This is a genomic window from Nesterenkonia alba DSM 19423 (assembly GCF_000421745.1).
Classification (GTDB): Bacteria; Actinomycetota; Actinomycetes; order Actinomycetales; family Micrococcaceae; genus Nesterenkonia; species Nesterenkonia alba.
Window position 1 is genome coordinate 26,604 of record NZ_ATXP01000003.1, and the last position, 24,680, is coordinate 51,283.

General features: G+C 64.4%; 15 protein-coding genes and 1 tRNA gene. 5 read left to right on the plus strand and 11 right to left on the minus strand.

Annotated elements, in window-relative coordinates; translation table 11 throughout:
• Positions 1–18: 18 nt before the first annotated feature.
• On the minus strand, positions 19–1,272 hold the full coding sequence (locus H578_RS12885) for an MFS transporter (RefSeq protein ID WP_022872242.1): 1,254 nt from the start codon (positions 1,270–1,272) through the stop codon (positions 19–21).
• A gap of 121 nt (positions 1,273–1,393) precedes the next feature.
• Here H578_RS12885 and H578_RS0103095 point away from each other — a divergent pair, with 121 nt between their 5' ends.
• From H578_RS0103095 to H578_RS0103105, 3 genes are all read left to right on the plus strand, one after another.
• Positions 1,394–1,963, plus strand: coding sequence for a TetR/AcrR family transcriptional regulator (locus tag H578_RS0103095; RefSeq protein WP_022872243.1), 570 nt, complete (start codon positions 1,394–1,396; stop codon positions 1,961–1,963).
• A 72-nt stretch (positions 1,964–2,035) separates the two neighbouring features.
• Positions 2,036–2,701, plus strand: coding sequence for an MBL fold metallo-hydrolase (locus H578_RS0103100; protein ID WP_022872244.1), 666 nt, complete (start codon positions 2,036–2,038; stop codon positions 2,699–2,701).
• An 11-nt stretch (positions 2,702–2,712) separates the two neighbouring features.
• Positions 2,713–5,319 (plus strand): DEAD/DEAH box helicase, encoded by a 2,607-nt coding sequence (locus H578_RS0103105; RefSeq protein WP_022872245.1) that lies wholly within the window; start codon positions 2,713–2,715, stop codon positions 5,317–5,319.
• A gap of 92 nt (positions 5,320–5,411) precedes the next feature.
• On the opposite strand, the gene H578_RS12890 is transcribed toward H578_RS0103105, so the two are convergent.
• The 9 genes from H578_RS12890 to H578_RS0103150 all read right to left on the minus strand — a co-directional run bounded on the left by H578_RS12890 (position 5,412) and on the right by H578_RS0103150 (position 22,758).
• Positions 5,412–7,802, minus strand: a complete 2,391-nt coding sequence (locus tag H578_RS12890) for an ATP-binding cassette domain-containing protein (protein ID WP_022872246.1) — start codon at positions 7,800–7,802, stop codon at positions 5,412–5,414.
• Positions 7,799–8,455: an ECF transporter S component gene (locus H578_RS0103115; RefSeq protein ID WP_022872247.1), complete on the minus strand. Its 657-nt coding sequence runs from the start codon at positions 8,453–8,455 to the stop codon at positions 7,799–7,801. The genes H578_RS12890 and H578_RS0103115 overlap by 4 nt, the downstream gene beginning before the upstream one ends.
• A gap of 181 nt (positions 8,456–8,636) precedes the next feature.
• Complete coding sequence (gene uvrB, locus H578_RS0103120) at positions 8,637–10,778, minus strand: excinuclease ABC subunit UvrB (RefSeq protein WP_022872248.1); 2,142 nt, start codon at positions 10,776–10,778, stop codon at positions 8,637–8,639.
• 7 nt (positions 10,779–10,785) lie between these two features.
• Positions 10,786–11,382 (minus strand): dephospho-CoA kinase, encoded by a 597-nt coding sequence (coaE, locus tag H578_RS0103125; RefSeq protein ID WP_084709855.1) that lies wholly within the window; start codon positions 11,380–11,382, stop codon positions 10,786–10,788.
• 73 nt (positions 11,383–11,455) lie between these two features.
• The gene (locus H578_RS0103130) at positions 11,456–13,330 is read right to left on the minus strand and encodes a BCCT family transporter (protein ID WP_022872250.1); all 1,875 of its coding nucleotides are present in this window, start codon (positions 13,328–13,330) and stop codon (positions 11,456–11,458) included.
• 154 nt (positions 13,331–13,484) lie between these two features.
• Positions 13,485–14,990, minus strand: coding sequence for a 30S ribosomal protein S1 (rpsA, locus tag H578_RS0103135; RefSeq protein ID WP_022872251.1), 1,506 nt, complete (start codon positions 14,988–14,990; stop codon positions 13,485–13,487).
• Between the two features lie 239 nt (positions 14,991–15,229).
• A complete protein-coding gene (locus H578_RS12895; protein WP_156837192.1) occupies positions 15,230–16,615 on the minus strand; it encodes a GNAT family N-acetyltransferase in 1,386 nt (461 codons plus the stop codon).
• Between the two features lie 39 nt (positions 16,616–16,654).
• Positions 16,655–19,471 carry a DNA polymerase I gene (gene polA / locus H578_RS0103145; protein WP_022872253.1) on the minus strand — a complete coding sequence of 939 codons (2,817 nt, stop codon included), beginning with the start codon at positions 19,469–19,471 and terminating at the stop codon, positions 16,655–16,657.
• A gap of 140 nt (positions 19,472–19,611) precedes the next feature.
• Positions 19,612–22,758: an alpha-mannosidase gene (locus H578_RS0103150; protein WP_022872254.1), complete on the minus strand. Its 3,147-nt coding sequence runs from the start codon at positions 22,756–22,758 to the stop codon at positions 19,612–19,614.
• 40 nt (positions 22,759–22,798) lie between these two features.
• Between H578_RS0103150 and H578_RS12900 the strand changes: the two genes are divergently transcribed.
• A complete protein-coding gene (locus H578_RS12900) occupies positions 22,799–23,368 on the plus strand; it encodes a hotdog fold thioesterase (RefSeq protein WP_084709897.1) in 570 nt (189 codons plus the stop codon).
• Here the strand turns inward: H578_RS12900 and H578_RS0103160 are convergent.
• Positions 23,349–24,437, minus strand: coding sequence for a glycosyltransferase family 4 protein (locus H578_RS0103160; RefSeq protein ID WP_022872256.1), 1,089 nt, complete (start codon positions 24,435–24,437; stop codon positions 23,349–23,351). The genes H578_RS12900 and H578_RS0103160 overlap by 20 nt on opposite strands.
• Before the next feature lie 169 nt (positions 24,438–24,606).
• Here H578_RS0103160 and H578_RS0103165 point away from each other — a divergent pair.
• A tRNA-Gly gene (locus H578_RS0103165) sits at positions 24,607–24,678 on the plus strand.
• Positions 24,679–24,680: the final 2 nt, after the last annotated feature.

Consider the following 24,680-nt stretch of genomic DNA (forward strand, 5'->3'; position numbering starts at 1 on the left):
GAGACATGCCGAGGAAGGTTACCCTCGGGCAATGTGGTCGTCGATCTGATCCTGCCGGAGTACAGTGAGCTCTTCTGTGCGGGCGCTGATGACTTTCGACGGCGCCAGGGTGGCCGAGAGGACAACAGCTCCGGCGGCCACCATAAAGGCCAGCGCCACCGAGTACGTATCGATGAGACCGCCAAGGACAGCACCGCCGATCGCTTGACCGAGGGCCAGCGTGAGGAAGGAGAGCCCGACGCCGGCGGCAGGCTGATGGTAGTAGGTACTAGCTGCGGTGATAAGCAGTAACCCGGTGGCTGCAATATAGGCGGCACCATACACCCCTGAGGCCAGCAGGCTGGGCAGGATGAGATGCGGAACGATGCCGATGAGCACCGTCGTCGCCGCGATGCCGAGACAGCTAAGCATCCAGGCCCGGGTGAGACCGAGCCGGTACGCCACGTCTCCGGCGGCTGCACCGAGCAGTCCACACAGACCCAGCAGTGACCAGGCCAACGTGGAGCTGGCCTCACTGTGCCCGCCGAGGTCGATCAGTATGTCTCTGCTGAAGACCCAGACCGCGGCAGTCCCCACACCGAGGACCAAGGATGTAGCAAGCAGCTTCAGTCCGCCCTCTGGTAATAAGGGGTCGGGCAGTAGGTCCTTGACCGCTCGGCGTCGACCTCCCTGCCAGCGGACCGCCACGGTGTAGTCTTCGGCCTCCCGAGTGCGGGGCACACTGAAGGCGACCCAGACGGTGACGAACAGGGCCGCGATGCTGAAGGCTAGCCACGCACCCCTCCACTGCTCGAGGGTCAGCAGCGCCACCGGCCCGGAGAGGGCCACACCCAGCCCGGTCCCGGAGTTCACGATGGCCTGAGTGCGGTCCCGGCGGTCGCGGGGCACACGCAATGCCACAGCGTGGGCCAGGGGCGGAGAAGCGATACCGGTGCTCAACCCACCCAGAATGATGCCGAGAGTGAGCACACTGGCAGTGGGGGCCAGGGCGATCAGACCCATACCACCGGTCGCCAGTGCCCCGGCGAGCACGGCGAGACGGCGGCTGCCCAGGCGCGGGGTGAGCATCATCGCGGGATAAATGGCGAGGCAATAGACGGCATAGCTGACCGAACCGATGAGCCCAACGTGCCCGGGGGTGAGGTCGAATTCAGCCCGGAAGGCGGGCACGAAGAGTCCATAGGCGAAGCGGGCGATTCCGTAGGAGACAGCGATGAGCGCCAGCCCGGCGCCCGCGAGCTGGGTGGTACGGGCATGACTGAGCGGAACCATGGACACCTCCTAAACTGAAGCCTCAAACAGGCCGGAAGAGAGACGAGAGAAGAGATATACAGACCTGTAAACCTGTGGGGATAAACTACGGGTTACAGATCTGTTTAGTCAAGGAGTGAGTGTGGACCATCAGCCCATCGATCTGGACAGCCTCACCCCAGGGGCGTGGAAGATCCTCGACGTCGCCTCCGCGCTCTTCTACGAATACGGCATCTACTCGGTGGGGGTGGACACCATCGCCACCGAGGCCGGGGTAACCAAACCGATTCTGTATAAGAATTTCGGCAATAAAGACGGCCTCATTGCCGCCTACCTACAGAACCGGCACCGCCGGTGGTGGCCCAGGTTGGAGGAGGCCATCGCCGCGTCCCCCGCTCCCCGCGCCCTGGCGGTCTTCGATGTCTACATGGAAGACGCCAAAACCATGACCCGTGGTTGCGCTTATCTCAATGCGGCCGCCGAACTGGCCACCGATCATCCGGCCTACCCCCTCATCCGGCATCACAAGCACGTAGTCTGCGAGCGTTTGCGCCAGCTCATCGAAGAGGATCTCCCCCAGATCGAAGACCCGCAGCGGCTGGCCGACCATCTCTTCCTCCTGGCAGAGGGAGCCTTTGCCCACCACCGCATCTATGGAGGCAGCCTACTGGCCGAAGCGCGCCAGATTGCCCAGAAGCTGCTGTCCCCTTAACCACTAGTCGCTGATGTCATAGCGGTCTGCACACTGGCGTGTCCAGTGGTGCTGGCACATAGACTGTGCGGCATGTCCTCGGAAAGCTCCCTGATTCACGACCTCCCCGCCCTGACCGTGCGCCGCATCGCCGTCAGTGAGATGAGCAATAACGTTTATCTGCTGACCGCGAAGAAGTCCGGGGTTCAGGTGCTCATTGACGCCGCCGACGATGCCGAGGCGATCAGGTCACTGATCCGTGAAGCCACCGGGGACACGCCCTGCTCCCCGGGATTACAGGCGGTGCTGACGACCCATCGACACTGGGATCACATCCGGGCGCTGCCGGAATTCGCCGACGGGTCCGTGGAATTGGCCGCCGGGGCCGAGGACGCCGATGCGATCGAGGCGGACAAAGGTGTAACGATCACCCGGCGGCTGCACCACGGTGACACCGTCAGCTACGACGGCGTCAGCCTCGATGTCATCCACCTGCGCGGGCACACTCCGGGATCAGTCGCGTTCGTCTATCCGGTGGAGGACGGTCCCACCCATATCTTCACCGGGGATTCCCTCTTCCCCGGGGGCGTGGGGAAGACCTGGAGCCGGCAGGACTTCACCCAACTCATCGACGACGTGGAGAATCGGCTCTTCGCCGTCTACGACGACGACACCGTCATCCACCCCGGCCATGGCGCCCCCACCACACTGGGGGCTGAACGTGAACACCTGGCTCAATGGCGTGAGCGCGGGTGGTGACCCCTTCGGCGATGAGTGCCCGCCCCCGTTTGGAGAAATTGTCCGGCTCGTGGGGTCTCCCCTCAGAGGATGAACTGATTGCGGCCTTCGATACGTGGGTCCAGTCCCAGGGACTTCAGCTGTATCCAGCCCAGGAGGACGCCATCATCGAATTGGCTGCTGGGCACCACGTCATCATGGCGACCCCCACCGGTTCGGGGAAGTCAATGGTCGCTCTGGCTGCGCATTTCTTCGCTCTGTCCCGGGGTGAACGCAGCATCTACACCGCACCGATCAAGGCGCTGGTCTCAGAGAAGTTCTTCTCCCTGGTGGAGATCTTCGGGGCAGAAAACGTCGGAATGGTCACCGGGGACTCCTCGGTCAATGCCCAAGCACCCATCATCTGCTGCACCGCGGAGATTCTCGCCAATGAGGCGCTTCGTGACGGCTCGGCAGCCGATGTCGGTCCGGTGGTCATGGATGAGTTCCACTTCTATGCTGACCCGCAACGCGGGTGGGCATGGCAGGTGCCGCTCATTGAACTGGCTCAGGCTCAGTTTCTGCTGATGTCGGCGACTCTCGGGGATACGTCCCGCTTCGAAGGCACCATCGCGGAGCGGACCGGACGCGACGTCGTCGTCGTCAGTTCCGCGACCCGACCAGTGCCGCTGGAGTTCGAGTATTCGACGACCCCACTGCTGGAGAATCTTGAAAATTTGGCGGCCTCGGGGAAGGCGCCGGTCTACGTGGTGCATTTTTCCCAGCGGGAGGCGGCCGAACGAGCGGCCGGGCTGATGAGCCTGAATCTGCTGTCCTCGGCGGAAAAGGAACAGCTGGCCGCACGGTTGAAGGGTTTCCGTTTCAGCAAGGGCTACGGAGTGACACTGAACCGGTTGCTGCGCTCCGGAGTGGGTGTCCACCACGCCGGCATGCTGCCGAAGTACCGCAGGCTGGTCGAACAGCTCTCCCAGGAGGGTTTGCTGAAGGTCATCTCCGGAACCGACACCCTCGGGGTGGGCATTAATGTGCCGATCCGGACGGTTTTGTTCTCCGCGCTGAGCAAATACGACGGCCAGCGGGTCCGCCAGCTCAACGCCAGGGAGTTCCACCAAATCGCTGGTCGTGCCGGCCGGGCCGGCTATGACACCGAAGGCACCGTGGTGGTGATGGCCCCTGAGCATGTCATCGAGAACGAGCAGGCGCTGCGGAAGGCCCGGGCCAAACACGGTGACGACGAGGCGAAACTCAGCCAGGCGATGCGCTCGAAGCCGAAGAAGAAGCCCCCTGAAGGTTTCATCTCCTGGAGTGAGAAGACCTTCGACAAGCTCATCACCGCGGAGCCGGAGCCCATGGTTTCCCGTATGCGGGTCACCTATGCGATGGTGTTGCACCTGCTGCACCGGGACGAAGACCCCATCCTGGCGATGCGGCGGCTCATTCTGGCCAGTGATGAGACCCCTGCGCGCCAAGCGCAGTTGCAGCGGCGGGCGCTTCAGATCCTGCGGGAACTCTTGGCCGCCGGGGTGCTGGAGAAACGTCACGACGCCGAGTCCGATGGCCGCCGAGTGGATCTGACGGTCGATCTCCAAGAGGACTTTGCGCTCAATCAACCTCTGGCGCCCTTTGCCGTGGCAGCCTTGGACCTACTGGATCCGGAATCAGAGTCTTATGCGCTGGATGTCATCAGCGTCATTGAGTCCATCCTTGACACCCCGTACCAGGTCACCGGCGCCCAGGTGAAGAAGATCAAATCCGAGCGGCTGGCGGAGTTGAAGGCCGAGGGCGTTGACTACACCGAGCGGATGCGGATTCTGGACGAGCTGACCCATCCGCAGCCTTTGGCGGAGCTGCTGACCCAGCAGTTCGAGGTCTACCGCGCCTCCGCCCCCTGGGTGGGCGATTACGAGCTGGAGCCGAAGAGCATCGTCCGCGACATGATTGAACGTGCCTTCACGTTCATCGACGCGGTGAACTTCTACGGATTGGCTCGCAGTGAGGGTGTACTGCTGCGCTATCTCACGGATGCTTACCGTACGCTGCGTCAGACGGTGCCCGAAGCACGAGTCTCTGAGGAGCTGGCCGACCTCATCGAGTGGCTCGGCGAACTGGTCCGCCAGACTGATTCCTCCCTGCTGGAGGAGTGGGAGCGCCTCGCCGCCGGGGAGGACCCGGACAAACTGGCTAAGCTGGCTTCCCATCGGGAACCGGAATCAGCCGCACCCACGGGGATCACCGCCAATGAGCGAGCGTTCACCGTGATGGTGCGCAGTGCTATGTTCCGCCGCGCGGAACTGTTCGCCCAGGAGAAAGAAGAGCAGCTGGCCCAGCTGGAACCCGAGGGCTCGGCCTTCGCCTCACCGCAGGCCTGGGCTGAGGCATTGGACCGGTTCTTCGACGAGTACGACGACGTCTACACCGATGCTCAGGCCCGCTCCGGCGAACTCTTCCACCTGCAGCGGGACCCGGCGGATCGCCCCGGGTTCTGGCATGCAGTTCAGGTGCTCGACGACGACGCCGGCCACCACGACTGGGGCATCCACGCGTGGGTGGATCTGGCCGCCTCTGATGAGGCGGAGACCCCCGTGATGGAGGTCCACCGGGTCGGCGAACTCGCACCGACCTCTACGTTGGGACCCTGACCCGGCCGACACTGGCGGTACGAAGCACTTGCACACCACGCGTGAGGGCCGAGGCATGGTCCACGCCAGTGTCTTCAGGTCCATACAGGTATTTAGGTCCATACGATGTTCAACGTCCCTGCGGCGGCAGCGGCGGTCACCGCGGCGGCCGCCACGAGGCCAGCCACAAACACCAACGCCGCGTCAGCGCCATCACACTGGGCCGGCCGTGCCCAGGTTCGTTCTCCGGCGCCGAAGCCCCGCGATTCCATGGTGACCGCCAACCGGGTTGCGGTCCGGATCGCTTGGACCAGCAGCCCGAACACCTGGGAGAGGAAAGACCGTCCTTGAATGCCGCGGGCCCGCCGGGCCTGGCCCAGGGTGCGCCACTGTTCGGCCAGCAGACCCAGCAGACGCATGGCAGCCAAGGCGCCCAGGACGAAGCGGGCCGGTAGTCGCAGCTGCTGGGCCAGAGCATCGGCCAGGTCAGTCGGGTCGGTGGTGGAAAAGAGGATGACCGCCGGCAACACGATCGCCAGAGTGCGCAGGCCCATCGCTACGCCGAGTTCTACCGACCCTTCACTGATCGTGGTGAAGCCGAGGTCCACCAGGATCCGCCCGGAGGCTTCGCCGGCGATCGCTGTTCCCCAAGCGGCAACCACTGCCGCTACACCGAAGAACCACGTCCGCTTCACAAAGGCCGCCGGACTGATTCCCGCCGCCGGAAGCAGTGCCCCGGTGACGGTGAGGACCACCACCGAACTGACCCAGTCGATCGTCGCCACCAGGGCAGCAGTCACCAGAAACAGGGCCGCCAGTTTCGCCAAGGGGCTGCGTCGACCCAGCCAGGAGTCATCCTGAGCGGCGCGGAGCATCGGCAGTCCGGGGTCGGGGCTCTGCTGAGCCTGGTGCTGCTGGCTCTGTACCGCTGTCGTCGGGAGCGCTATCCGATCGGTGACGTCGAATTCTTCAGCCCCCACCGCCCGGAGGAAGGCGGCGTCGTGCGTCACCGCGCAGATCGCTCCCCCGGCCTCGAGGTGTTCCCGCAGCAAGGTGATGAGGTCGGTGAAGGTGGCCGCATCCTGACCGAAGGTCGGCTCATCCAGCAGCAACAGTGGGGCCCCTGCGGCCAGGGCAGTACCCACCGAAAGCCGTCGCTTCTCCCCTCCGGACAGGGTGAAGGGGTTGGCCTCGGCGAGCTGGTCGAGCCGTAGTCGCTGCAGCAGATTCTTGACCCGTTGGGCGATCTCATCCTCGGAGTAGAGCTGGTCTCCTGTGTCCGGGTCCCGAGCGGCCCGGGCACTGAAGGCCAGCTCCTCTTCGACGCTGCGAGTGATGAATTGGTGCTCTGGCTCCTGGAACACGAACCCGATCCGGGAGACGAGCTGGCCGGCAGCCCATCGGTGCGGGTCAGGGTCCAGATCCCCGGCGTGGGGTTCCAGTAGCCCTGCCAGAGTCAACAGCAGGGTGGATTTCCCCGCCCCGTTCGGCCCGGTGATACCCACCGCTGTGCCACGGCGCAGAGTGATGTCGACCCCGCTGAGTGCCACCGGTGTCGCAGGCCCGCGACGCCGGGGACGAGGGAACCGGGACACAGCCAGTCCCCGCCCGGCCAGCAGCCTCATGGACTTCCCTCCGGCACCTCCTGTGTGCCGGGAACGGTCAGTGCGCCCTGAAGGCTCAGCGTGCTGGGGACGCGTGCTCAGCGGATCGATTCCGGGCACCCAGAGTCCCATGCTCGCCAGTTCGGAACGTAGCGCATCGTCTTGGCGGATTGCCCCGGCACTGACTTTGCGGTGGACTCCGCCGCCGGGACTGAGAATCACGAGGGTGTCAACGTGCTCTACCCAGAGATCGAGACGGTGTTCGACGACCACTAGTGTGGCCCCGGTGCGCTCGATGGCGGCGATGATCGTGTCGCGAACCTGAAGGCCTCCGCCGGGGTCCAGGTGGGCGGTGGGTTCATCAAGCAGCAATAGTCCCGGTTCCATCGCGAGGATCCCGGCGAGTGCCAGTCGCTGCTTCTGGCCACCGGAGAGCTGTGCGGTCGGCCGCTGCAGCGGCAGGTGTTCACCGTCGAGGTCGCTGAGTCCGACCTCCACCAGGCACCGACGCACCCGGTCCCAAATCCGCTGTGGCTCGACGGCGAGATTCTCAGCGGCGAAGGCGACGTCGTCACCTATCCGGGAGAGCACCACTTGGGTTTCGGGGTCCTGCTGGAGCAGTCCGGCCCGGCCGCGGGCCTGCCGGGGGTCCTGCCCGTCGAGCAGCAGCTCACCGGTTGCGGCGGCGTCCTCGGCGGGCAGCACTCCGGCCAGCCCATGCAGCAGTGTGGACTTCCCTGCGCCCGATGGCCCCGCCAGCAGCACCCGTTCCCCGGGGTGGATGCTCAGGTTCAGTCCCGCCACCGCCGGGGTCTCCCGGTCCGGGTGCTGCCAGCTCCAATTGCGGGCCTCAACGCCGACGGCTCGCACCCCGGTGGCTGCGGTTTCAGTCGGGATCATGCCCGGCGGGCAAAGGCCAGTGCGGGTTCCCTGTGTGCCCGGCGGGAGGGCAGCGGGCCCAGCACCCCGGTGGCGGCCAGAGCCCGGGTGCCCACCCAGGGCAACAGTCCGGCAATCACCGCTCCGGACACCGCGAAGCACCCGATGTGGATGAGGGTCTCCAGTGGCGCGTAGGCGTACATCGGCACAATCCAGTGGTAGGTGATACCCCCGGCAAGGCCTGCCCCGGCCCCGGCGAGCATCGCGACCTCGCAGGTGAACCGTCGGTAGAGCACCAGCAGGAAAATCAGTTCCGCCCCGAGTCCCTGCATGAAACCGGATGAGAGCACCGTCAGACCCCACTGGGAGCCCAAGAGTGCGGAAACACTCGCAGCGACCATTTCACAGTAGATCGCCGCCCCCGGTTTGCGAATAATGAGCGCTCCGAGCACAGCGGGAAACAGCCACATCCCGTGGACGAGAGTTTCGATGGGCGGGTAGAAGGCGAACAGATTGCCGACCACGTGATAGCTGAGGTTCCAGGCCCAAAAGATGACCCCGGAGGCCACGGCGAGCGTGGAGGCAACCACGATATCGGTGACAGACCACCGGAAGGTCCCAGCGCGCTGGGAGACGGTGGCAGAGGATGCAGACGTACGCGCAGAAGTATTCATACTCGACTTCCTTCGCAGGTTCTAACCTGTGCAGGTTCTAGGGTCTGGGACGTGATCCCACTCTCAGCGACTGCCGGTGCGCGCTGCGCGGACTGTTGCCGTCCGGCTGGCGTTCCGTGGCCGCTCCCCTGTCGGTCAAGAGCCATATTCAGTTATGCGCATGTACAGTAGCACGCAGCGGCTATTGGTTCTGCTTCATGGCGCGTAGTTCTTTCTTCAGATCGCCGATTTCATCGCGCAGCCTCGCGGCGAGTTCGAAGTTCAGCTCTTCGGCGGCACGGTGCATCTGCTCGGTGAGCTGGGCAATGAGGTCAGCGGTGTCCTTCGCCGGTGTCTGAGAAGCCAGAGTCTGCTCCGCGGGGGTTCCGGCGGTGGCTGCGGGGGCGTCGTCGTCATCTTTCTGGAACCCGGTGAACCCGCGATGGCCCTTACCGTACTGGAAACCGGTGGCCAGCCCACCCATGCCCTGGAGCAGGTCAACGGTATCGGCGTCTTCGCGGGCGAGCTGGTCGGTGATATCGGCGATCTTCTTCTGCAGCGGCGTCGGATCGATGCCGTGTTCGGTGTTGTAGGCGATCTGCTTGGCCCGCCGCCGTTCTGTCTCATCGATGGCCGCACGCATCGAGTCGGTGATCTTATCGGCATACATGTGTACCTGCCCGGACACGTTGCGGGCGGCACGGCCGATCGTCTGGATGAGGCTGGTCGTTGAACGCAGGAAACCTTCTTTGTCGGCGTCGAGAATGGCCACCAGGGAGACCTCCGGCAGGTCCAGCCCCTCACGGAGCAGGTTGATACCGACGACGACGTCGAAGGTCCCCTTCCGCAGTTCGCGCAGGATCTCTACGCGCTTGAGAGTGTCGACATCGGAGTGCAGGTATTCGACCTTCACCCCGTGTTCGAGGAGGTATTCGGTCAGATCCTCGGCCATCCGCTTAGTCAGCGTGGTGACTAAGGTGCGTTCGTTGCGTTCGGTGCGGGCACGGATCTCGGAGAGCAGGTCGTCGATCTGCCCCTTGGTGGGTTTGACCACCACCTCCGGGTCCACCAATCCGGTGGGTCGGATGATCTGTTCAACGACCCCATCGGCCTGGCCCAGTTCGTAGGGTCCCGGGGTGGCAGAGAGGTAGACGGTTTGCCCAATCCGTTCGAGGAACTCGTCCCACTTCAGGGGGCGGTTGTCCATGGCTGAGGGCAGCCGGAATCCATGCTCGACCAGGGTCCGCTTCCGTGACATGTCCCCTTCGTACATTCCGCCGATCTGCGGGATCGTCACGTGGGATTCGTCGACGATGAGGAGGAAGTCGTCAGGGAAGTAGTCGAGCAGACAGTGCGGGGCAGAGCCCGGGGGGCGGCCGTCAATGTGCCGGGAGTAGTTCTCGATGCCGTTGCAGAAGCCCATCTGCTGCATCATCTCCAGATCGTAGGTGGTCCGCATGCGCAGCCGCTGGGCCTCGAGCAGCTTGTTCTGGGATTCGAGTTCTTGGAGGCGTTCACGCAGTTCGTCTTCGATACTGGTGATCGCCTTGGCCATCCGGTCATCACCGGCCACATAGTGGCTGGCCGGGAAGATGTACATCTCTTCCTCTTCCCGTACGACCGTTCCGGTCAGCGGGTGCAGGGTGTGGATGGCCTCGATCTCGTCACCGAAGAACTCCACCCGTACGGCGAGTTCCTCATACATGGGGATGATCTCCACCGTGTCACCGCGGACCCGGAAGGTCCCGCGGTGGAAATCTGTGTCATTGCGGACGTACTGCATGGTGACGAACCGTCGCAGCAGTTCATCCCGATCCACCTGTTGGCCCCGTTTGATGGGCACCATCTGGGCGATGTACTCCTCGGGTGTACCGAGACCGTAGATACAGCTGACCGTGGCAACGACCACCGTGTCCCGGCGGGTCAGCAGGGCGTTCGTGGCGGAGTGGCGGAGTCGTTCAACCTCATCGTTGATGGAGGAGTCCTTCTCGATGAAGGTATCGGTCTGCGGCACATAGGCTTCTGGCTGGTAGTAGTCGTAATAGGAGACGAAGTACTCCACGGCGTTATGCGGAAGCAGCTCACGGAACTCATTGGCCAGTTGGGCCGCCAGGGTCTTGTTCTGCACCATGATGAGGGTGGGGCGCTGGACCCGTTCGATGAGCCAGGCGGCCGTGGCGGATTTACCGGTCCCCGTTGCGCCCATGAGGACCACGTCTTTCTCTCCGCCTTCGATCCGCTCAGCGAGTTCCTCAATGGCTTTGGGCTGATCGCCGGAGGGCTGGTACGGGCTGACGACTTTGAAGGGCGCGACGGTCCGGGAGATCTTCGGGGCAAGGGACATAGCTCGGTTAACGCTCCAGGGTCGTGAAAAATTCGTCGACCTGGTGGTGAAGGTCTTCCAGGGTGCCGGAGTTGTCGAGCACGACGTCGGCAACAGCGGCTCGTTCGGCATCGGTCGCCTGGGCAGCGATCCTCGCTTCAGCTTCTTCTCGGCTCATCCCACGGGACTCAGTGAGTCGGCGGATGCGTTCGGCATAGGGAGCCTGCACCACGACGACGACGTCGAACCGCTCGGCTTGGCCGGTTTCGACCAGCAGCGGAATGTCTTCGACGACCACGCTGCCCTCGGGTGCTGCCTCGCGCCGGGCCCGGGATTCTTGCCGCACGCGCGGATGGATAATGTCGTTGAGCCGGGAGCGTGCGGCGTCGTCATCGAAAACGATCCGTCCCAGCGCCTGCCGGTCCAGAGTGCCCTGGGCAGTGAGCACCTTCTCACCGAAGGTCTCCACAACCTCTGCAAGGCCTTCGGTTCCGGGAGCGACGACTTCGCGGGCGAGCACGTCAGCGTCAATAATGATCGCCCCGTGCTCAGCCAACCGCTGCGCGACTGCTGATTTACCCGAGCCGATCCCTCCGGTGAGCCCCACACTGAGAATCCTCCCCATGGACTTCACTCTACTGAAAGACGCCTGGCCTCCGGGTTTCCGCGAGGGGCTGGAGGCTGTAGAGCTCTGCAGCTTAACCGCGGGAGGAGTCGTCTCCCTCTGTGGGTTCAGCGGTGGTCGGATCGATGACCGGCTGCTCGCCCGTGCGGATCCGGTATTCCTGAACCACCTCGGGTTGCTCGGCATGGTCCACATCCGGAGCGTTCTCCGGCTGGGTACCTTCGGCGTAGTCCGGGGCGACGACGGCCTCGACCAGTTCTGGGTCGTCTTCTTCCATCCGACGCTGGTACTCCTCCGGCGGCAAGGTCTGCAGCCACCGTCGCGAGGGGAGGTGGCCCAGTTCGCCGGCGTCTTCTCGGAAGGCCCGGTGGAGGCTGTACATCATGAAGAACGCCAGGACGAAGAACGGCAGCCCGAACACGAGTGCGACTTCACGGAGCACCTCAACCCCGCCTTCGCCGGTGAAGACCAGCAGCACCGCGGCCACCACACCGATGTAAATCGCCCAGATGGCTCGCTGGTGCGGGGCGGTGCGACCCTTGGGCCGGCCTTCCCCGTCGTAGCCGTTACACATGTCATCAAGCACCAGGGAGGCGGAGTCCAAAGAGGTGATGAAGTAAACACCGACCAGCATGATCGCCACCGCACTGGTCAGCGTGGCCCACGGGTAGTGCTCCAGCAGGGCGAACATCGAGGTCTCGGCACCCTCTTCGAGTACCTGATCCACGACTCCACCGTCACCGAAGAGCTCAATGTCGAACAGCGCGGTCGCCCAGGTGCCAAACCACAAGATGGTGAACATCGTCGGCAGAGCCAGCACCCCGGTGACGAACTGCCGAACCGTACGGCCCCGGGAAATACGGGCAATGAAGATCCCGACGAACGGGGCCCAGGAAATCGTCCAGCCCCAGTAGAAGATCGTCCAGTCCTGTTGCCAGCCCGTGTCGCCGAAGGTGTCGTTCCACAGTGCGACCTCCGGCAGGATCGACACGTAGGTGCCGGCGGACTCCACCATGCCGCGCAGCAGGAAGATCGTCGGGCCGGTGAGCAGGACAAAGAGCAGCAGCAGAACGCTGACGCCGATGTTGAAGTTCGACAGCACCTTAATGCCCCGGTCGATACCCAGCACAGCGGAGATCGTGGCGACGATGGTCACCACTGCGATGATGACCAGCCGACCCCAATCAGCTTCGGTGAACTCGAAGCGGGCGGCGAGCCCAGCGTGGATCTGGGTGGTCCCCAGCCCGATGGACATCGCGATACCGAAGATCGTTCCCACGATGGCGAAGATATCGATGGCCTTACCGATGGGGCCGTGGATCCCATCACCCAGGATCGGCTGGAAGAGGGATGAGACCCGCGGGGGCAGGTTCCGTTTGTAGATGAAGTAGGCGAAGGCCAGTCCCGGAAGGGTGAAGATCGTCCAGGTGTGCAGCCCGAAGTGGTACAGAGTGAAGCCCACGGCGTCCCGGGCGGCCTGTTCGGTTCCGCCCTCAATGCCCAGTTCGGCCCCGCGTGGCGGTTCGGCGAAGTGGAACGCGGGCTCGGCAACGGCCCAGAACATCAGGATGGTCCCGATCCCTGCAGCGAAGAGCATCCCGAACCAGGCCATATCGGAGTGACGGGGTGACTCCTCATCCCCGCCGAGCTTCAGTCGACCGAACCGGCTGATCGCTACATACACCAGGAAAAGCAGGAAGACGGTGACGCCGAGGATGAAGAACCAGCCGAAATGCTCGAAGATCCACCCGGCGGCAGCACTCCAGAAGTCGGCCATCCCATAGCCGACCTCATCGTAGGGCACGTAGTCCTCACTGTCGGGATCACGATCTGAGGCGCCGGGGATCACCAGCGTGACCGCCACGAACACCAGCACGAACGTAGAGGAGGCGAAGAAGAGCAGCGGATTGGTCCGCAGCTTCAGGGTGTCGTGGAGTTTCTCCAGCATGTATCCCTTTCCGGAATTGTGCGCAACATCACCTAGTCTTCTAGCGATCCACTACCGTACGCGGCGGGACCCCCGAGCACAACAAAGGCCGCCAGATCCCTAGGGACCTGACGGCCTTTGTTCAGCTAGCGCTCAGCTAAGTGTCACGGATGACTCACTTACCGGTGAGCTTCTCCCGCAGTGCGGCCAGCGCCTCATCGGAGGCCAGCGTGCCGGCATCCTCGGTCTCAGCCTGGTCGGAGGAGTAGCTCTGCGGAGCAGGCTCGCCCGCCGGGGTGCTGCTACGGGCGGTGTTGCCACCCACAGTGGCTTCGGCGGCTGCTTCGGCGTCGGCCTCGATGGCCTTGCGGACCTGTTCCTTGTGCCGCTCGAAACGCTCCGCGGCAGCAGCGTACTGGGCTTCCCAGGCTGCCCGCTGCTCCTCGTAGCCTTCCATCCACTCGTTGGTCTCCGGATCGAAGCCTTCGGGGTACTTGTAGTTGCCCTCTTCGTCGTACTCGGCGTCCATCCCGTAGAGCGCAGGGTCGAACTCCTCGGCGTCGGGGTCCACGCCCTCGTTGGCCTGCTTGAGGCTCAGCGAGATACGCCGACGCTCCAGGTCGATGTCGATGACCTTGACGAAGACCTCGTCCCCCACGGAGACAACCTGCTCGGCGAGGTCCACGTGGCGCACGGCGAGTTCGGAAATGTGCACCAGACCCTCGATGCCGTCCTCGACGCGGACGAATGCACCGAAGGGCACCAGTTTGGTGACCTTGCCCGGCACGATCTGCCCCAGCGCGTGGGTCCGGGCGAAGGTCTGCCACGGGTCTTCCTGGGTGGCCTTCAGAGACAGTGAGACGCGCTCGCGGTCCATGTCGACTTCGAGCACCTCCACGGTGACTTCCTGGCCGACTTCGACCACCTCGCTCGGGTGGTCAATGTGCTTCCAGGACAGCTCGGAGACGTGCACCAGACCATCGACACCGCCGAGATCCACGAAGGCACCGAAGTTGACGATGGAGGAGACCACGCCAGTGCGGACCTGTCCGCGCTCGAGCTTGTTGAGGAAGTCGCTGCGGACCTCGGACTGGGTCTGCTCCAGCCAGGCACGCCGGGAGAGGACCACGTTGTTGCGGTTTTTGTCCAGCTCGATGATCTTGGCCTCGAGCTCCTGACCGATGTAGGGAGCCAGGTCGCGCACACGGCGCATCTCCACCAGGGAGGCGGGCAGGAAGCCGCGCAGGCCGATGTCGAGGATGAGACCACCCTTGACCACCTCGATGACGGTGCCGGTGACCACACCATCCTCGTCCTTGATGCGTTCGATGTCGCCCCAGGCACGCTCGTACTGGGCCCGCTTCTTGGACAGAACCAGACGGCCTTCTTTGTCCTCCTTCTGGAGGACAAGGGCCTCGATGCGGTCGCCGACGGCGACAACCTCGTCCGGGTCAACATCGTGCTTGATGGACAGCTCACGCGAGGGGATGACGCCTTCGGTCTTGTAGCCGATGTCCAGCAGGACCTCGTCGCGGTCGACCTTGACGATGGTTCCCTCAACCATGTCGCCGTCGTCGAAGTACTTCATCGTCTCATCGACGGCTGCGAGGAACTCTTCTTCAGTTCCGATGTCGTTGACGGCGACCTGAGGGGCACCGGGTGCTGTTGCAGTGGTGGTCATGTAGTAGGGATTCCTATAGGGATTGTTCGGTTGGGTCAGTGCACGTGTTGATTCCCTGCACTGAGCGGCGGACAGTGTCAACAGCGCTGGAGCGCACGCGAACCGATCGCGGGCAGTCGAGCGGGATCTGTATCAGCAGTCAGATTCGACGCCGAAACGCCGAAACCAGCTCTGTGCGCAGAACGCGCCCGGTCAGTCTATACGCAGGCGGCAACCGGCATCAACCGTGACGCGTACATTTAGAAATGCGTCGCGCAGAACGGGCGATCCTTCAGGTCAACGGTGGCCGAGAGCGCAGCCCAATCGAGGTCCTCACCGGCAGTGATCCGCCCGGCATCCCGCAGAGTCAGGACAGAGACATCTCCTAAGTAAAGCGAACCAAGAGACTCGATATCCAGACTGATGTGCTGCGGCGTCGTCGGGCTCTGGCTACTGCTCACCTGCGCCACACCTGCGGAGACGGAGACGGTGAACACCCCGGAGGCGATGCCCATCGGGTCGGTGAGGCTGAGACTGAATTCCCCGTCGGTCCCCCACTGGCGGGATTGCAGGGCAGTCACTGGGTTCAGGACGCGGATCCACAGCACGTCCTTGATCCGAGTGACCCGCCAACTGCGCGGGTTCCGCGCTGCCCAGGGGGCGGGGTCCTCCACCGCGGTGGTGGCCCGAACCTGGTCGGCGAGATCGAGACTAGCCAGGTAGCGCCACAGCTCCCGGTGACTGGTCTCATCGACGGCGAGCAGGTCGCGGACCTCCACCCGGGTGGGCTCGGTCTCCCACCCGGCATGGGTCCACCACACGATGCCACCGATACGGCCATCGGCACGGACGTGGATGGCCGCGCGCATGCTGCGGTTCCACGTGGACCACTCCTCGACGTTCAGCCGGGCGGTAGCGAACTCGGTGTAGACCTGCTGACGATCCACTGATCCCCGGGTACGCCGATGGAATCCCTCCCAGACCTCGGCAATGGCTGCTTCGAGGCGACTGGGGTCGGCGGGGACCACTCTGCCCGTGGGCGGGGTGCGTAGCTCGAAACCTCCTGGGCCCCCTGCAGTGTTTACCTCCACGTGAGCTTCCCGCGCGGCCACCCCAAAACCGAAGCGCCCGTAGATGCCACCTTCCGAGGCGGTCAGCGCTGCCACCGGTGCCCCGTCAGTCACGGCGCGGGCCAGAGCGTGGGTCATCATGTGGCGCAGAATCCCGCGACGGCGATACGCCGCGTTGACCGTCACTCCGGTGATGAGCCGGGCCGGAAGAAGGTCCACTCCGGTGTTGAGTGTTTTATCGAAATCCGCCCAAGTCGCCACCGGGTACTCAGCGTGAAAACCGTAGTGCTCACGGACCCTCTCCACAGCGGGCTCGTCAGCTACGGGGTAGACCCCGTAGCAGTACGGGCCATGGCTGAAGTACGCCTGATAGACCCGGGAGAGCTGCTCATCGGAGAGGTAGGGCTGGTAGAAACCCTGCTCCATGGCGCGGGCAAAAGCGGCCGTGGCGGCATCAGGATTGCCTTCGGCGTCAGCGGCCGGGGTAAAGCCCCGGCCGGTCAGCCCCTCAGCCAATGGGGAAACGTGGGGAGGCTGCGGAGTGAAGGGGTCATCCGGCGTCGTCGTAGTACTCACCGGATTACCCTATCGGAGGCTGTCTCCGGCACCGGCGCCTCAGTGGGCCGCCGCGTGCCAGGAGTGGCCCACACCAACGTGCACATCCAGTGGAACGCTGAGTTCAGCGGCCGAGCCCATCTTCTCAATGAGCAGCTGCTCGACCTGCTCCCGCTCCCCCGGTGCGACTTCGAGGACGAGCTCATCGTGGACCTGCAACAACACTCGGGACCTCAGCTGGGCCTGGGTGAGTGCCGCATCGACGTCGATCATGGCGCGTTTGATGATGTCAGCGGCGGAGCCCTGAATGGGCGCATTCAGCGCGGCCCGCTCAGCCATCTGGCGCAGCTGGCGGTTATCGCTGGTCAGATCCGGAAGGTAGCGACGTCGCCCGTAGATGGTGGAGGTGTAGCCGTCCTTCTTCGCCTGGGCGACGACGTCACGCAGGTAATCACGGACCGCGCCGAAACGTTCAAAGTACTCATTCATCAGCTCCCGGGCCTCATCGACACCGATACCCAGCTGCTTAGACAGTCCGAAGCTGCTCAACCCGTAGACCAGTCCGTAACTCATCGCCTTGATCTTGGAACGCTGTTCGGCAGTCACTTCATCGGTCCCCACGCCGAAAACACGGGATCCCACGAAGTTGTGCAGATCCTCCCCCGCGTTGAAGGCTTCGATAAGGGCCGCGTCTGCGGACAGGTGCGCCATGATGCGCATTTCGATCTGGGAGTAGTCGGCGGTCAGCAGGGTCTCATACCCATCTCCGACGACGAAGGCATCCCGGATCTTCCGGCCGGATTCAGTGCGCACCGGGATGTTCTGCAGGTTCGGATGCAAGCTGGACAGCCGTCCGGTGGCGGCCACGGTCTGCATGTAGGTGGTGTGGATGCGCCCGTCGTCACCGATCGCTTCGATGAGCCCGGTGACAGTCTGCCGCAGTTTGGACGCGTCACGGTGGTTCATCAGATGTACGAGGAACTCGTGCTGCGTAGCGGCCAACAGCGACTGGAGGACTTCGACGTCGGTGGACCAACCGGTCTTGTTCTTCCGGGAATATTCGGTGGGCAGGCCGAGCTCCTCGAAGAGCACCTGCTGGAGCTGCTTGGGCGATCCGAGGTTGACCTCGTGACCCACCACGGCATAGGCCGCCTCGGCGGACTCAGTGATCGAGCGGGCGAATTCAGCGTCGAGGGCGTCGAGTTTCTCCCGATCCACCGCGATACCGGCCAGCTCCATCTGCAGCAGAATCTCCGCCAGCGGGATCTCCAGTTCGTAGAGCAGCTGTTCGGCTTTGCGCTCGACGAGTTCGGCGTGCAGGGCTGCCGAAAGCGGGTGCAGCAACATCCCGTGGACGGCGGCGCGGTCGAGATCCTCCTGAGTGAGTCCAGCGAGCACCTCCTGTCCGGTGAACAGGTCCAACTGTCCCCCGGCTTCGGCATCCTGGGTGTGCTGCTCTCCGCCGAGGTAGTCTCCTGGTTCGGTGGAGGCTCCCAGGTACTGGCTGACGAGATCGGCGAAGGCGTAGTTCCGCCGGTCGGGCTGGATGAGATACCCGGAGATGAGGGTGTCCTCCACGGCACCGCGCAGGCTCAGTCCGCGCCACGCCAGGCGTTTGCCGCCGTCCTTGTAGTCATGGATGAGCTTAGGCGCCCCGGTGTCGGAGAGCCATTGGGCCAGAGCTCGTTCCAGCTGAGCATCGGCGTCGAGTAGTCCGATCGCCAGGGCCTCAGCAGGGTTTTCGGGGTCCTCGGAGCTGGGCACGACGACGACGGCGAGGGCTTCGGCGGTGCGTGCGGCTTCGTCACGCTTGGCTTTAGTGGACAGCGACTCTCCGGACCGGTCCAGGCAGACCGCCACGGCCAGGGGCGCATCGGCGTGCTCAGCGAGGAAGCCTTGGAACTGCTCGGCAGTTTCGGCGGTGCGGACCGCAGGCAGCCGGCGGGTGGGCGCGGCACTCTCATCCGCCTCGGGAAACCGTGCGGCGAAGGTCTCGAAGAGCCTGTCGCGGATCTGGTTGAACTGCAACGCATCGAACAGCGGTTCGACCGCCTGACGGTCCGGCGGTGTCAGCACCGTCTCCTCGAGCGGGACAGGCAGGTCAAGATCTCGCTTGAGCTGGTTGAGCTTGAGGTTGCGTTCCACATTCTCCACCGAGGCCCGCAGGTTCTCCCCCGCTTTGCCCTTAATGGCATCAGCGTGCTCGATGACACCACGGGTGGACCCGTACTCGGCGATCCACTTCGCGGCAGTCTTGGGTCCGACTTTCGGCACTCCGGGCAGATTGTCTGCGCTCTCACCGACCAGAGCCGCGAGGTCGGGGTATTTCTCCGGCGGGACCAGATACTTCTCTTCCACCCCGGCCGGGTCGAGCCGGAGGGTTTTCATGATCCCGGTGGTGGGGTAGTCCAGGTGGGTGCGTTCGCTCACCAGTTGGAGGGCATCCCGGTCCCCAGAAACGATGAGCGTGCGCCAACCGGCCTTCTCCGCCTGGGTGACGTAGGTGGCAACGATGTCATCGGCCTCATACCCTTCCACGGTCACCGCGGGGATGGTCAGCGCCTCAGCGACCTGCTTGATGAGGTCGATCTGCCCTTCGAACTCCGGGGGGGTCTTGTCCCGTCCACCCTTGTACTCCGCGTAGGACTCGTGGCGGAAAGTCGGGGTGTCGAGGTCGAAGGCGAGGACCACATGGGTGGGCTGCTCCTCCCGGATGAGTTTGAGCAGCATATTGGTGAAGCCGTGCACCGCATTGGTGTACTGACCCGTCGAGGTCTGGAAGGACTCCACGGGGAGGGCGTAGAAGGCCCGGAAGGCCATGGAGTGCCCGTCGACGACGAGCAATGTGTTCGCAGTGTCTGTTCCCGGTGATGCCACACGGTCACCTTACCGGGGGTTTCAGCCCAGCAGGCGAACTGTCCCGTCCTTATCGGTGGTCGGGGACTCTTAGCTACCCCAATGGGCCTTCGCGGGGTTGCAGGAGGCTCCTTGGTGGGCCACCACGCACCGGTCTGCCACTACACCGTACCGCCGGATGAAGTGCGCAACCTCAGGGTGGCCAATTGGAAGGGTCGCAGGGTCAGCTCCGCGGTAGCGGCGTCGACCCATTCGGTGGTCTCCAGGGCGTAGGGAAGGTCTTCCGGTAATGTGCCACCCTCAGCCTTTATACGTTCCAGCACGTCAGTTTCGGCGAGCTGGGCACCACGTAGACCCGCCCCGAGCTCCAGGAAGCCCCGAGCCCGCCCTCCGGCGGCTTCGGCGATCCGTATGACAACGTCACCGGAGCCGTCATCGGCCAGTTTTACCCAGTCGATCACCGCATAGCCGGCGTCGAGGTCCAGGCTGACCAAGGGTTCCAGTGGTTGGCAGGCCGGTGTTTCACCGGCATGCTCTGTGGAGCCGGTGAGGCTGGGAGCGTTGATCCGATAGGCGGCGTCCACGGTGTGCGGAATATCCCCGAGGACCAGGGAGAACCGCATACGGTGGGTGCCCAGATCTGCCCCTGGGTCGGGGAAGCGTGCAGCCCGCAGCAGAGAGAGCCGGGCCATGGTCCCGCCACCGGGCCGCCGGGTGATGTCGCAGCCGTAACTGGAGTCGTTGGTGATCCCGACGCCGAGGTCGCGTTCACTCACGTGAAGCCACCGGTGCTGGTTGACTTCGAACTGCGCCTCCTGCCAGGAGGTGTTCTCACTGACCTCACGTTCGAGATAGCCGTACTGGGTCTCGAACGCCGCGTGCATGGTATGAACCTGTAGCGGCAGTGCGGCTTTGAGCATCCGTTCGGAGTCCTGCCAGTCGACCTCAACCTCCACCTCGATTTCCGCGGCACCGGGCCGCAGGCGGATCCGCTGGATGAAGCTGGACTGCCCGGCCTGACGTCGGCTCGTGACCAACGCTCCGGCGTCATCGGTGGTGATCTCCACGCTCTCGGGGTTCCGGAGGGTCTCCCCAAGACGTAGTGTGTGCCGGTCGATATCCCAGGCGTCCCAGCGCACCGGCTCGTCGCGGAAGAGGACCAGGGCGGCCAACTGCTCGGCCTGCGGAACGAGCTCCCGGCCGGAGGCCCCATCCACTACGGAACTCAGATACCCGTCACGGTCGACCAGGACCCGAAGCCTGCCGTTGTCGATCGCTGTGGTGCCCTGCAGGGAGCCGGCCTCATGGTGCTCGGTGATGGTGACATCCCCGGATGCCGAACGTGCCACCTGCCAGCCGCCTGCCGTGTCCGGGGTCAGCACCGGTGGTGCTGTGCTGTGCTCACCCGGGGTGAGGGCTGCAGCTGCTTGGGTGGCGAGCTCCTCGAGCCGCTGTAGCAGGTTCGCGTAAGTGGTGCGGGCCTCACGGTGTACCCAGGCGATAGAGGAACCGGGCAGGATGTCGTGGAACTGGTGCAGCAGGACCTGTTGCCAGATCTCAGCCAGCTCGGTGTACGGGTAGGGTGCCCCGGCACGTACCGCTGCGGCGGCGGCGAGGTGTTCCACAGCTCGCAGTGTCGCCTCAGCCCGACGGTTGCCCTGCTTCATGGCCAGCTGGCTGGTCAGGGTGCCCCGGTGGAACTCGAGGTAGAGTTCTCCGCGCCATACCGGCACCTCCCCACGAGCCCGGTATTGGCTTTCCGCCTCAGTGAAGAACACGGATGGGGATACCTGCCGCACCTGGGGGGAGCCTTCCAGGTCGGCGAAGCGCCGAATGCGCCCGAGCATCTCACGGGTGGGTCCTCCCCCACCGTCGCCGAAGCCGAAGGGCACCAGGGAGTGTGAGGACCGTGCGTGGTCGCGGAAGTTCCGCTGAGCGCGGTGCAGTTCGGCAGCAGTCAGTCCGGCGGTGTAGGTGTTAACTGGTGGGAAGTGGGTGAAGACCCGGGAACCGTCGTGGCCTTCCCAGTCGAAGCTGTGGTGGGGGAAGTCGTTGGTATCGCCCCAGGCGATCTTTTGGGTGAGGAACCAATTGAATCCGGCCCGCCGGACGATCTGTGGCAGTCCCGCTGCGTAGCCGAAGGAATCGGGGAGCCAGACCCCGTCGCACTCGATGCCGAAGTGCTCGTTGAAGTACCGCTGACCGGAGGTGATCTGCCGGATCATCGATTCCCCGGAGGGCATGACGGCGTCGGACTCTACCCACATGCCGCCCACCGGAATGAATCGGCCCTCCGCCACGCGCTGCTTCAGCCGGGCGAAGAGCTCTGGTTGATCCTGCTGCAACCACTGGTACTGCTGAGCGGAGGACATCGCGTAGAGGAAGTCGTCGTCGGCATCCATCAGGGCGAGCACATTGGCCACTGTGCGGGCGACTTTGCGTCGGGTCTCCCGGATGGGCCACAACCAAGCAGAATCGATGTGGGCGTGCCCGATCGCAGAAATGACGTGGGCGGTGGCGTGAGCAGGTTGGTCCAACACCTCGGTCAGTTCGGTACGGGCGGCACGCACACTCGCCGGTGAGCGCTGGTCGTAGACATCGAGAGCCCGCTCGGTCGCCTCCACGAGCCGCCAGTAGCGCGGTTCGGTCTGCGGTACTTCACGGATCAGTCCACCGATGACCTCAAAGTCCCGCAACAGTTCCCACACCTCGGTGTGGAACTGTGCCACGTTCGCCGCCCGGAACCGGTAGGGCTCGAACTCCTCGGCAGTGTGTTTCTCCCCCAGCCCGGTAGGGGCGAAGGCCGGGTCTTTGAGCACCATGGGGTTGGCTGCGGCCTCGAGGTAGAGGGTGAAGCTGCCATCGGCGGCAAGAACATCAGGTTGGGCGCCCTCACCGGTTAACCGCGCCCACGACTGGTTGGGGTGGATGGCCTTCACTGGTGTGCCGTCGGTGCGGTAGACCATCGCTTCCCCGTGGAAACCGTCCATGCCCTCATGCCACCCGGGGTCGAGAACGAGCTCGACGACGCCGTCGGTGGTCTCGACAGCGCCGGTCATACGAAACCAGGTGGTCGACCAGGCCGGCCCCCAGGTCTGACCCAGTTCAAAGGGACGGTAGTCCGGTGCCGCGCGGCCGGGGAGAGTCTCCAGCCCCACCGCGTGTGCGGCGGGGACCGGCTCTCCGTCACCGTCGACCTGCCAGGCCTGCAGACTCACCTCACCGTGCGGAGTGTAGAGCGCGGGGGTCAACCGCTGGGCGACAACACGGTCGAGGCGGGCCAGGGTCAGCTCAGGGTGGGAGTGCATGGTCTTAAGCCTATCCACCCGGGTCGATAACCTGGTACGCATGAGCGAATCCAGCACGCAGACAGAGTCTGAACAGACCGCGGGCCGTGAGTCCACCGACTTCCGACCCGGTTTCGTCTTCCGACCAGGCCCGACTCCCGCCCCGGAGGCGGAGGAGCGCGAGGCTCGCATGGCGGCGATGGGGATCCCCGAGGAGTACCGCAAGTGGTACGGGGTTCATGGGGTACCGCCCCTGTCGGCCAAACTGGGGATGGTCTTTGAGCACATGAGCCCGGACAAGCTGGTCGCCACCATGCCGGTGGGTTCTAATGAGCAGAACATCGGCATTTTGCATGGCGGTGCGCATTTGGCCCTGGCGGAGACGATGGGGTCGCTGGCCACGCTGCTGCACATCCGTGCGAACCTCGACGATATGGAGCGGGTCGCGGTGGGGATTGAACTCAACGCCACCCACCACCGGCAGATCCGGGAGGGCCTGGTGCGAGCGACCTGCACACCGGTGAATCTCGGTCGGCAGTTGGCCAGTCATGAGATTGTCATGCGTGACGAGTCACACCGGCGGCTCTCCACCGCCCGGATGACCAATATGATCATTCATCCGCGCCGGTGAAGACCAGCAGCGCTTCTTCGATCGCCTCGGCGTGACGTTCGGCGGTGTAACGGGAACGGATCAGCTCCAGTCCGCGGCTACCCATGCGGTACAACTCTTCAGGGTCGCTGAGCAGCTGGATGAGAAGCTCGCGGAGACTCGCGGCGTCGTCGTAGTAGCTGCCGGTCTCTCCCTCGATGACCGCCTCGATCTCCGGAGAGGAATCAGGGTGCCCGGCTTCGGCGACCACTGGGATCCCGAAACTCAGCGCCTGGATGACGTTCAGCCCCGCCCCGCCGATACTCACCGCCAGATCGGCGTGTGCGTAGAGGTCGCGGAGCCGATCGGTGTCGTAGACCGCGCCGAGGAACTGCGCTTCGAGACCAGCCTCGGCGAAGACCCGCTCAAGACGGGGCCGTTCGACACCGTCACCGACGACGACGACCCGTGGCGTGGGCGAGCCTGAGGGCCAGTGGCGCAGCGCCTCGGCCAAGGTGTCAAGACGGTGCCGGGTGGTCAGCCGCGACGAGTAGATGAGCGTGGCGCCTTCGGTGGCACCACGGCGCCTCCGGGCGAGGTTCACCGGCTGGCGCGGCAGCACGTGTTCCGGATAGAGCGAGTTGTAGACCACCGCCAGCTTCTCCGGGGGCACTCCGTAGGCGAGGCCGAGCTGGCAGGCCCGGTCGCCGTAGACGAGCAGACCGTCGACCAGTCGATAGAAACACAGCCGGATGTGGCGTTTGATCCCGGATTCGGGGCGCTTCCAGCCGTGGCCCCACAGCAGCACCCGCCGGCCGCGGATCCGACCGGCGAGAGCTGCCGCCCAGGCGGACAGCGTGTAGAACCTGCCTTCGAGGACATAGGCGTCATAGCCGCCGCGCCACACCGCAGCCACATCTCCCCGCTGCCACCACCAGAGTCCGACACGCAACGTACGGAGTGGTTCCACAGCAGAGAGGACGTCCTCGGAAGCTGAGGCAATGCGCTCGGAGGCAGTGGCCTCCGCGTTGTTGAACCGTCCCACCAGATCCACGGCGATCCGTTGGGAAGCCTGCAGTCGGCGCACCAGGGGCTCTCGGTAGTGGGCCACCGTAGGTTGGACCTGGAAACGGATGCGGGGACGCGAAGGGGACGAAGACTGCACTCCCCTATCTTGCGGGTCGCCGGCAGCACGGTCAGTGAGCAACACTCGGTTGCGGTCAGCCGGTTTGGATCACCCCCGTCCCCTTGGTAAAGTGACCAGGCGCTCGACGCCGAGCGGGGGTGTAGCTTAATGGCTAAAGCCCCAGCCTTCCAAGCTGGTTATGCGGGTTCGATTCCCGTCACCCCCTCA

Bases quoted from the DNA above. Each gene is read 5' to 3' on its own strand.
- H578_RS12885 (WP_022872242.1), bottom strand. From the start codon at position 1,272: ATGGTTCCGCTCAGTCATGCCCGTACCACCCAGCTCGCGGGCGCCGGG.
- H578_RS0103100 (WP_022872244.1), top strand. From the start codon at position 2,036: ATGTCCTCGGAAAGCTCCCTGATTCACGACCTCCCCGCCCTGACCGTG.
- H578_RS0103105 (WP_022872245.1), top strand. From the start codon at position 2,713: ATGAGTGCCCGCCCCCGTTTGGAGAAATTGTCCGGCTCGTGGGGTCTC.
- H578_RS12890 (WP_022872246.1), bottom strand. From the start codon at position 7,802: ATGATCCCGACTGAAACCGCAGCCACCGGGGTGCGAGCCGTCGGCGTT.
- H578_RS0103115 (WP_022872247.1), bottom strand. From the start codon at position 8,455: ATGAATACTTCTGCGCGTACGTCTGCATCCTCTGCCACCGTCTCCCAG.
- uvrB (WP_022872248.1), bottom strand. From the start codon at position 10,778: ATGTCCCTTGCCCCGAAGATCTCCCGGACCGTCGCGCCCTTCAAAGTC.
- coaE (WP_084709855.1), bottom strand. From the start codon at position 11,382: ATGGGGAGGATTCTCAGTGTGGGGCTCACCGGAGGGATCGGCTCGGGT.
- H578_RS0103130 (WP_022872250.1), bottom strand. From the start codon at position 13,330: ATGCTGGAGAAACTCCACGACACCCTGAAGCTGCGGACCAATCCGCTG.
- rpsA (WP_022872251.1), bottom strand. From the start codon at position 14,990: ATGACCACCACTGCAACAGCACCCGGTGCCCCTCAGGTCGCCGTCAAC.
- H578_RS0103150 (WP_022872254.1), bottom strand. From the start codon at position 22,758: ATGCACTCCCACCCTGAGCTGACCCTGGCCCGCCTCGACCGTGTTGTC.
- H578_RS12900 (WP_084709897.1), top strand. From the start codon at position 22,799: ATGAGCGAATCCAGCACGCAGACAGAGTCTGAACAGACCGCGGGCCGT.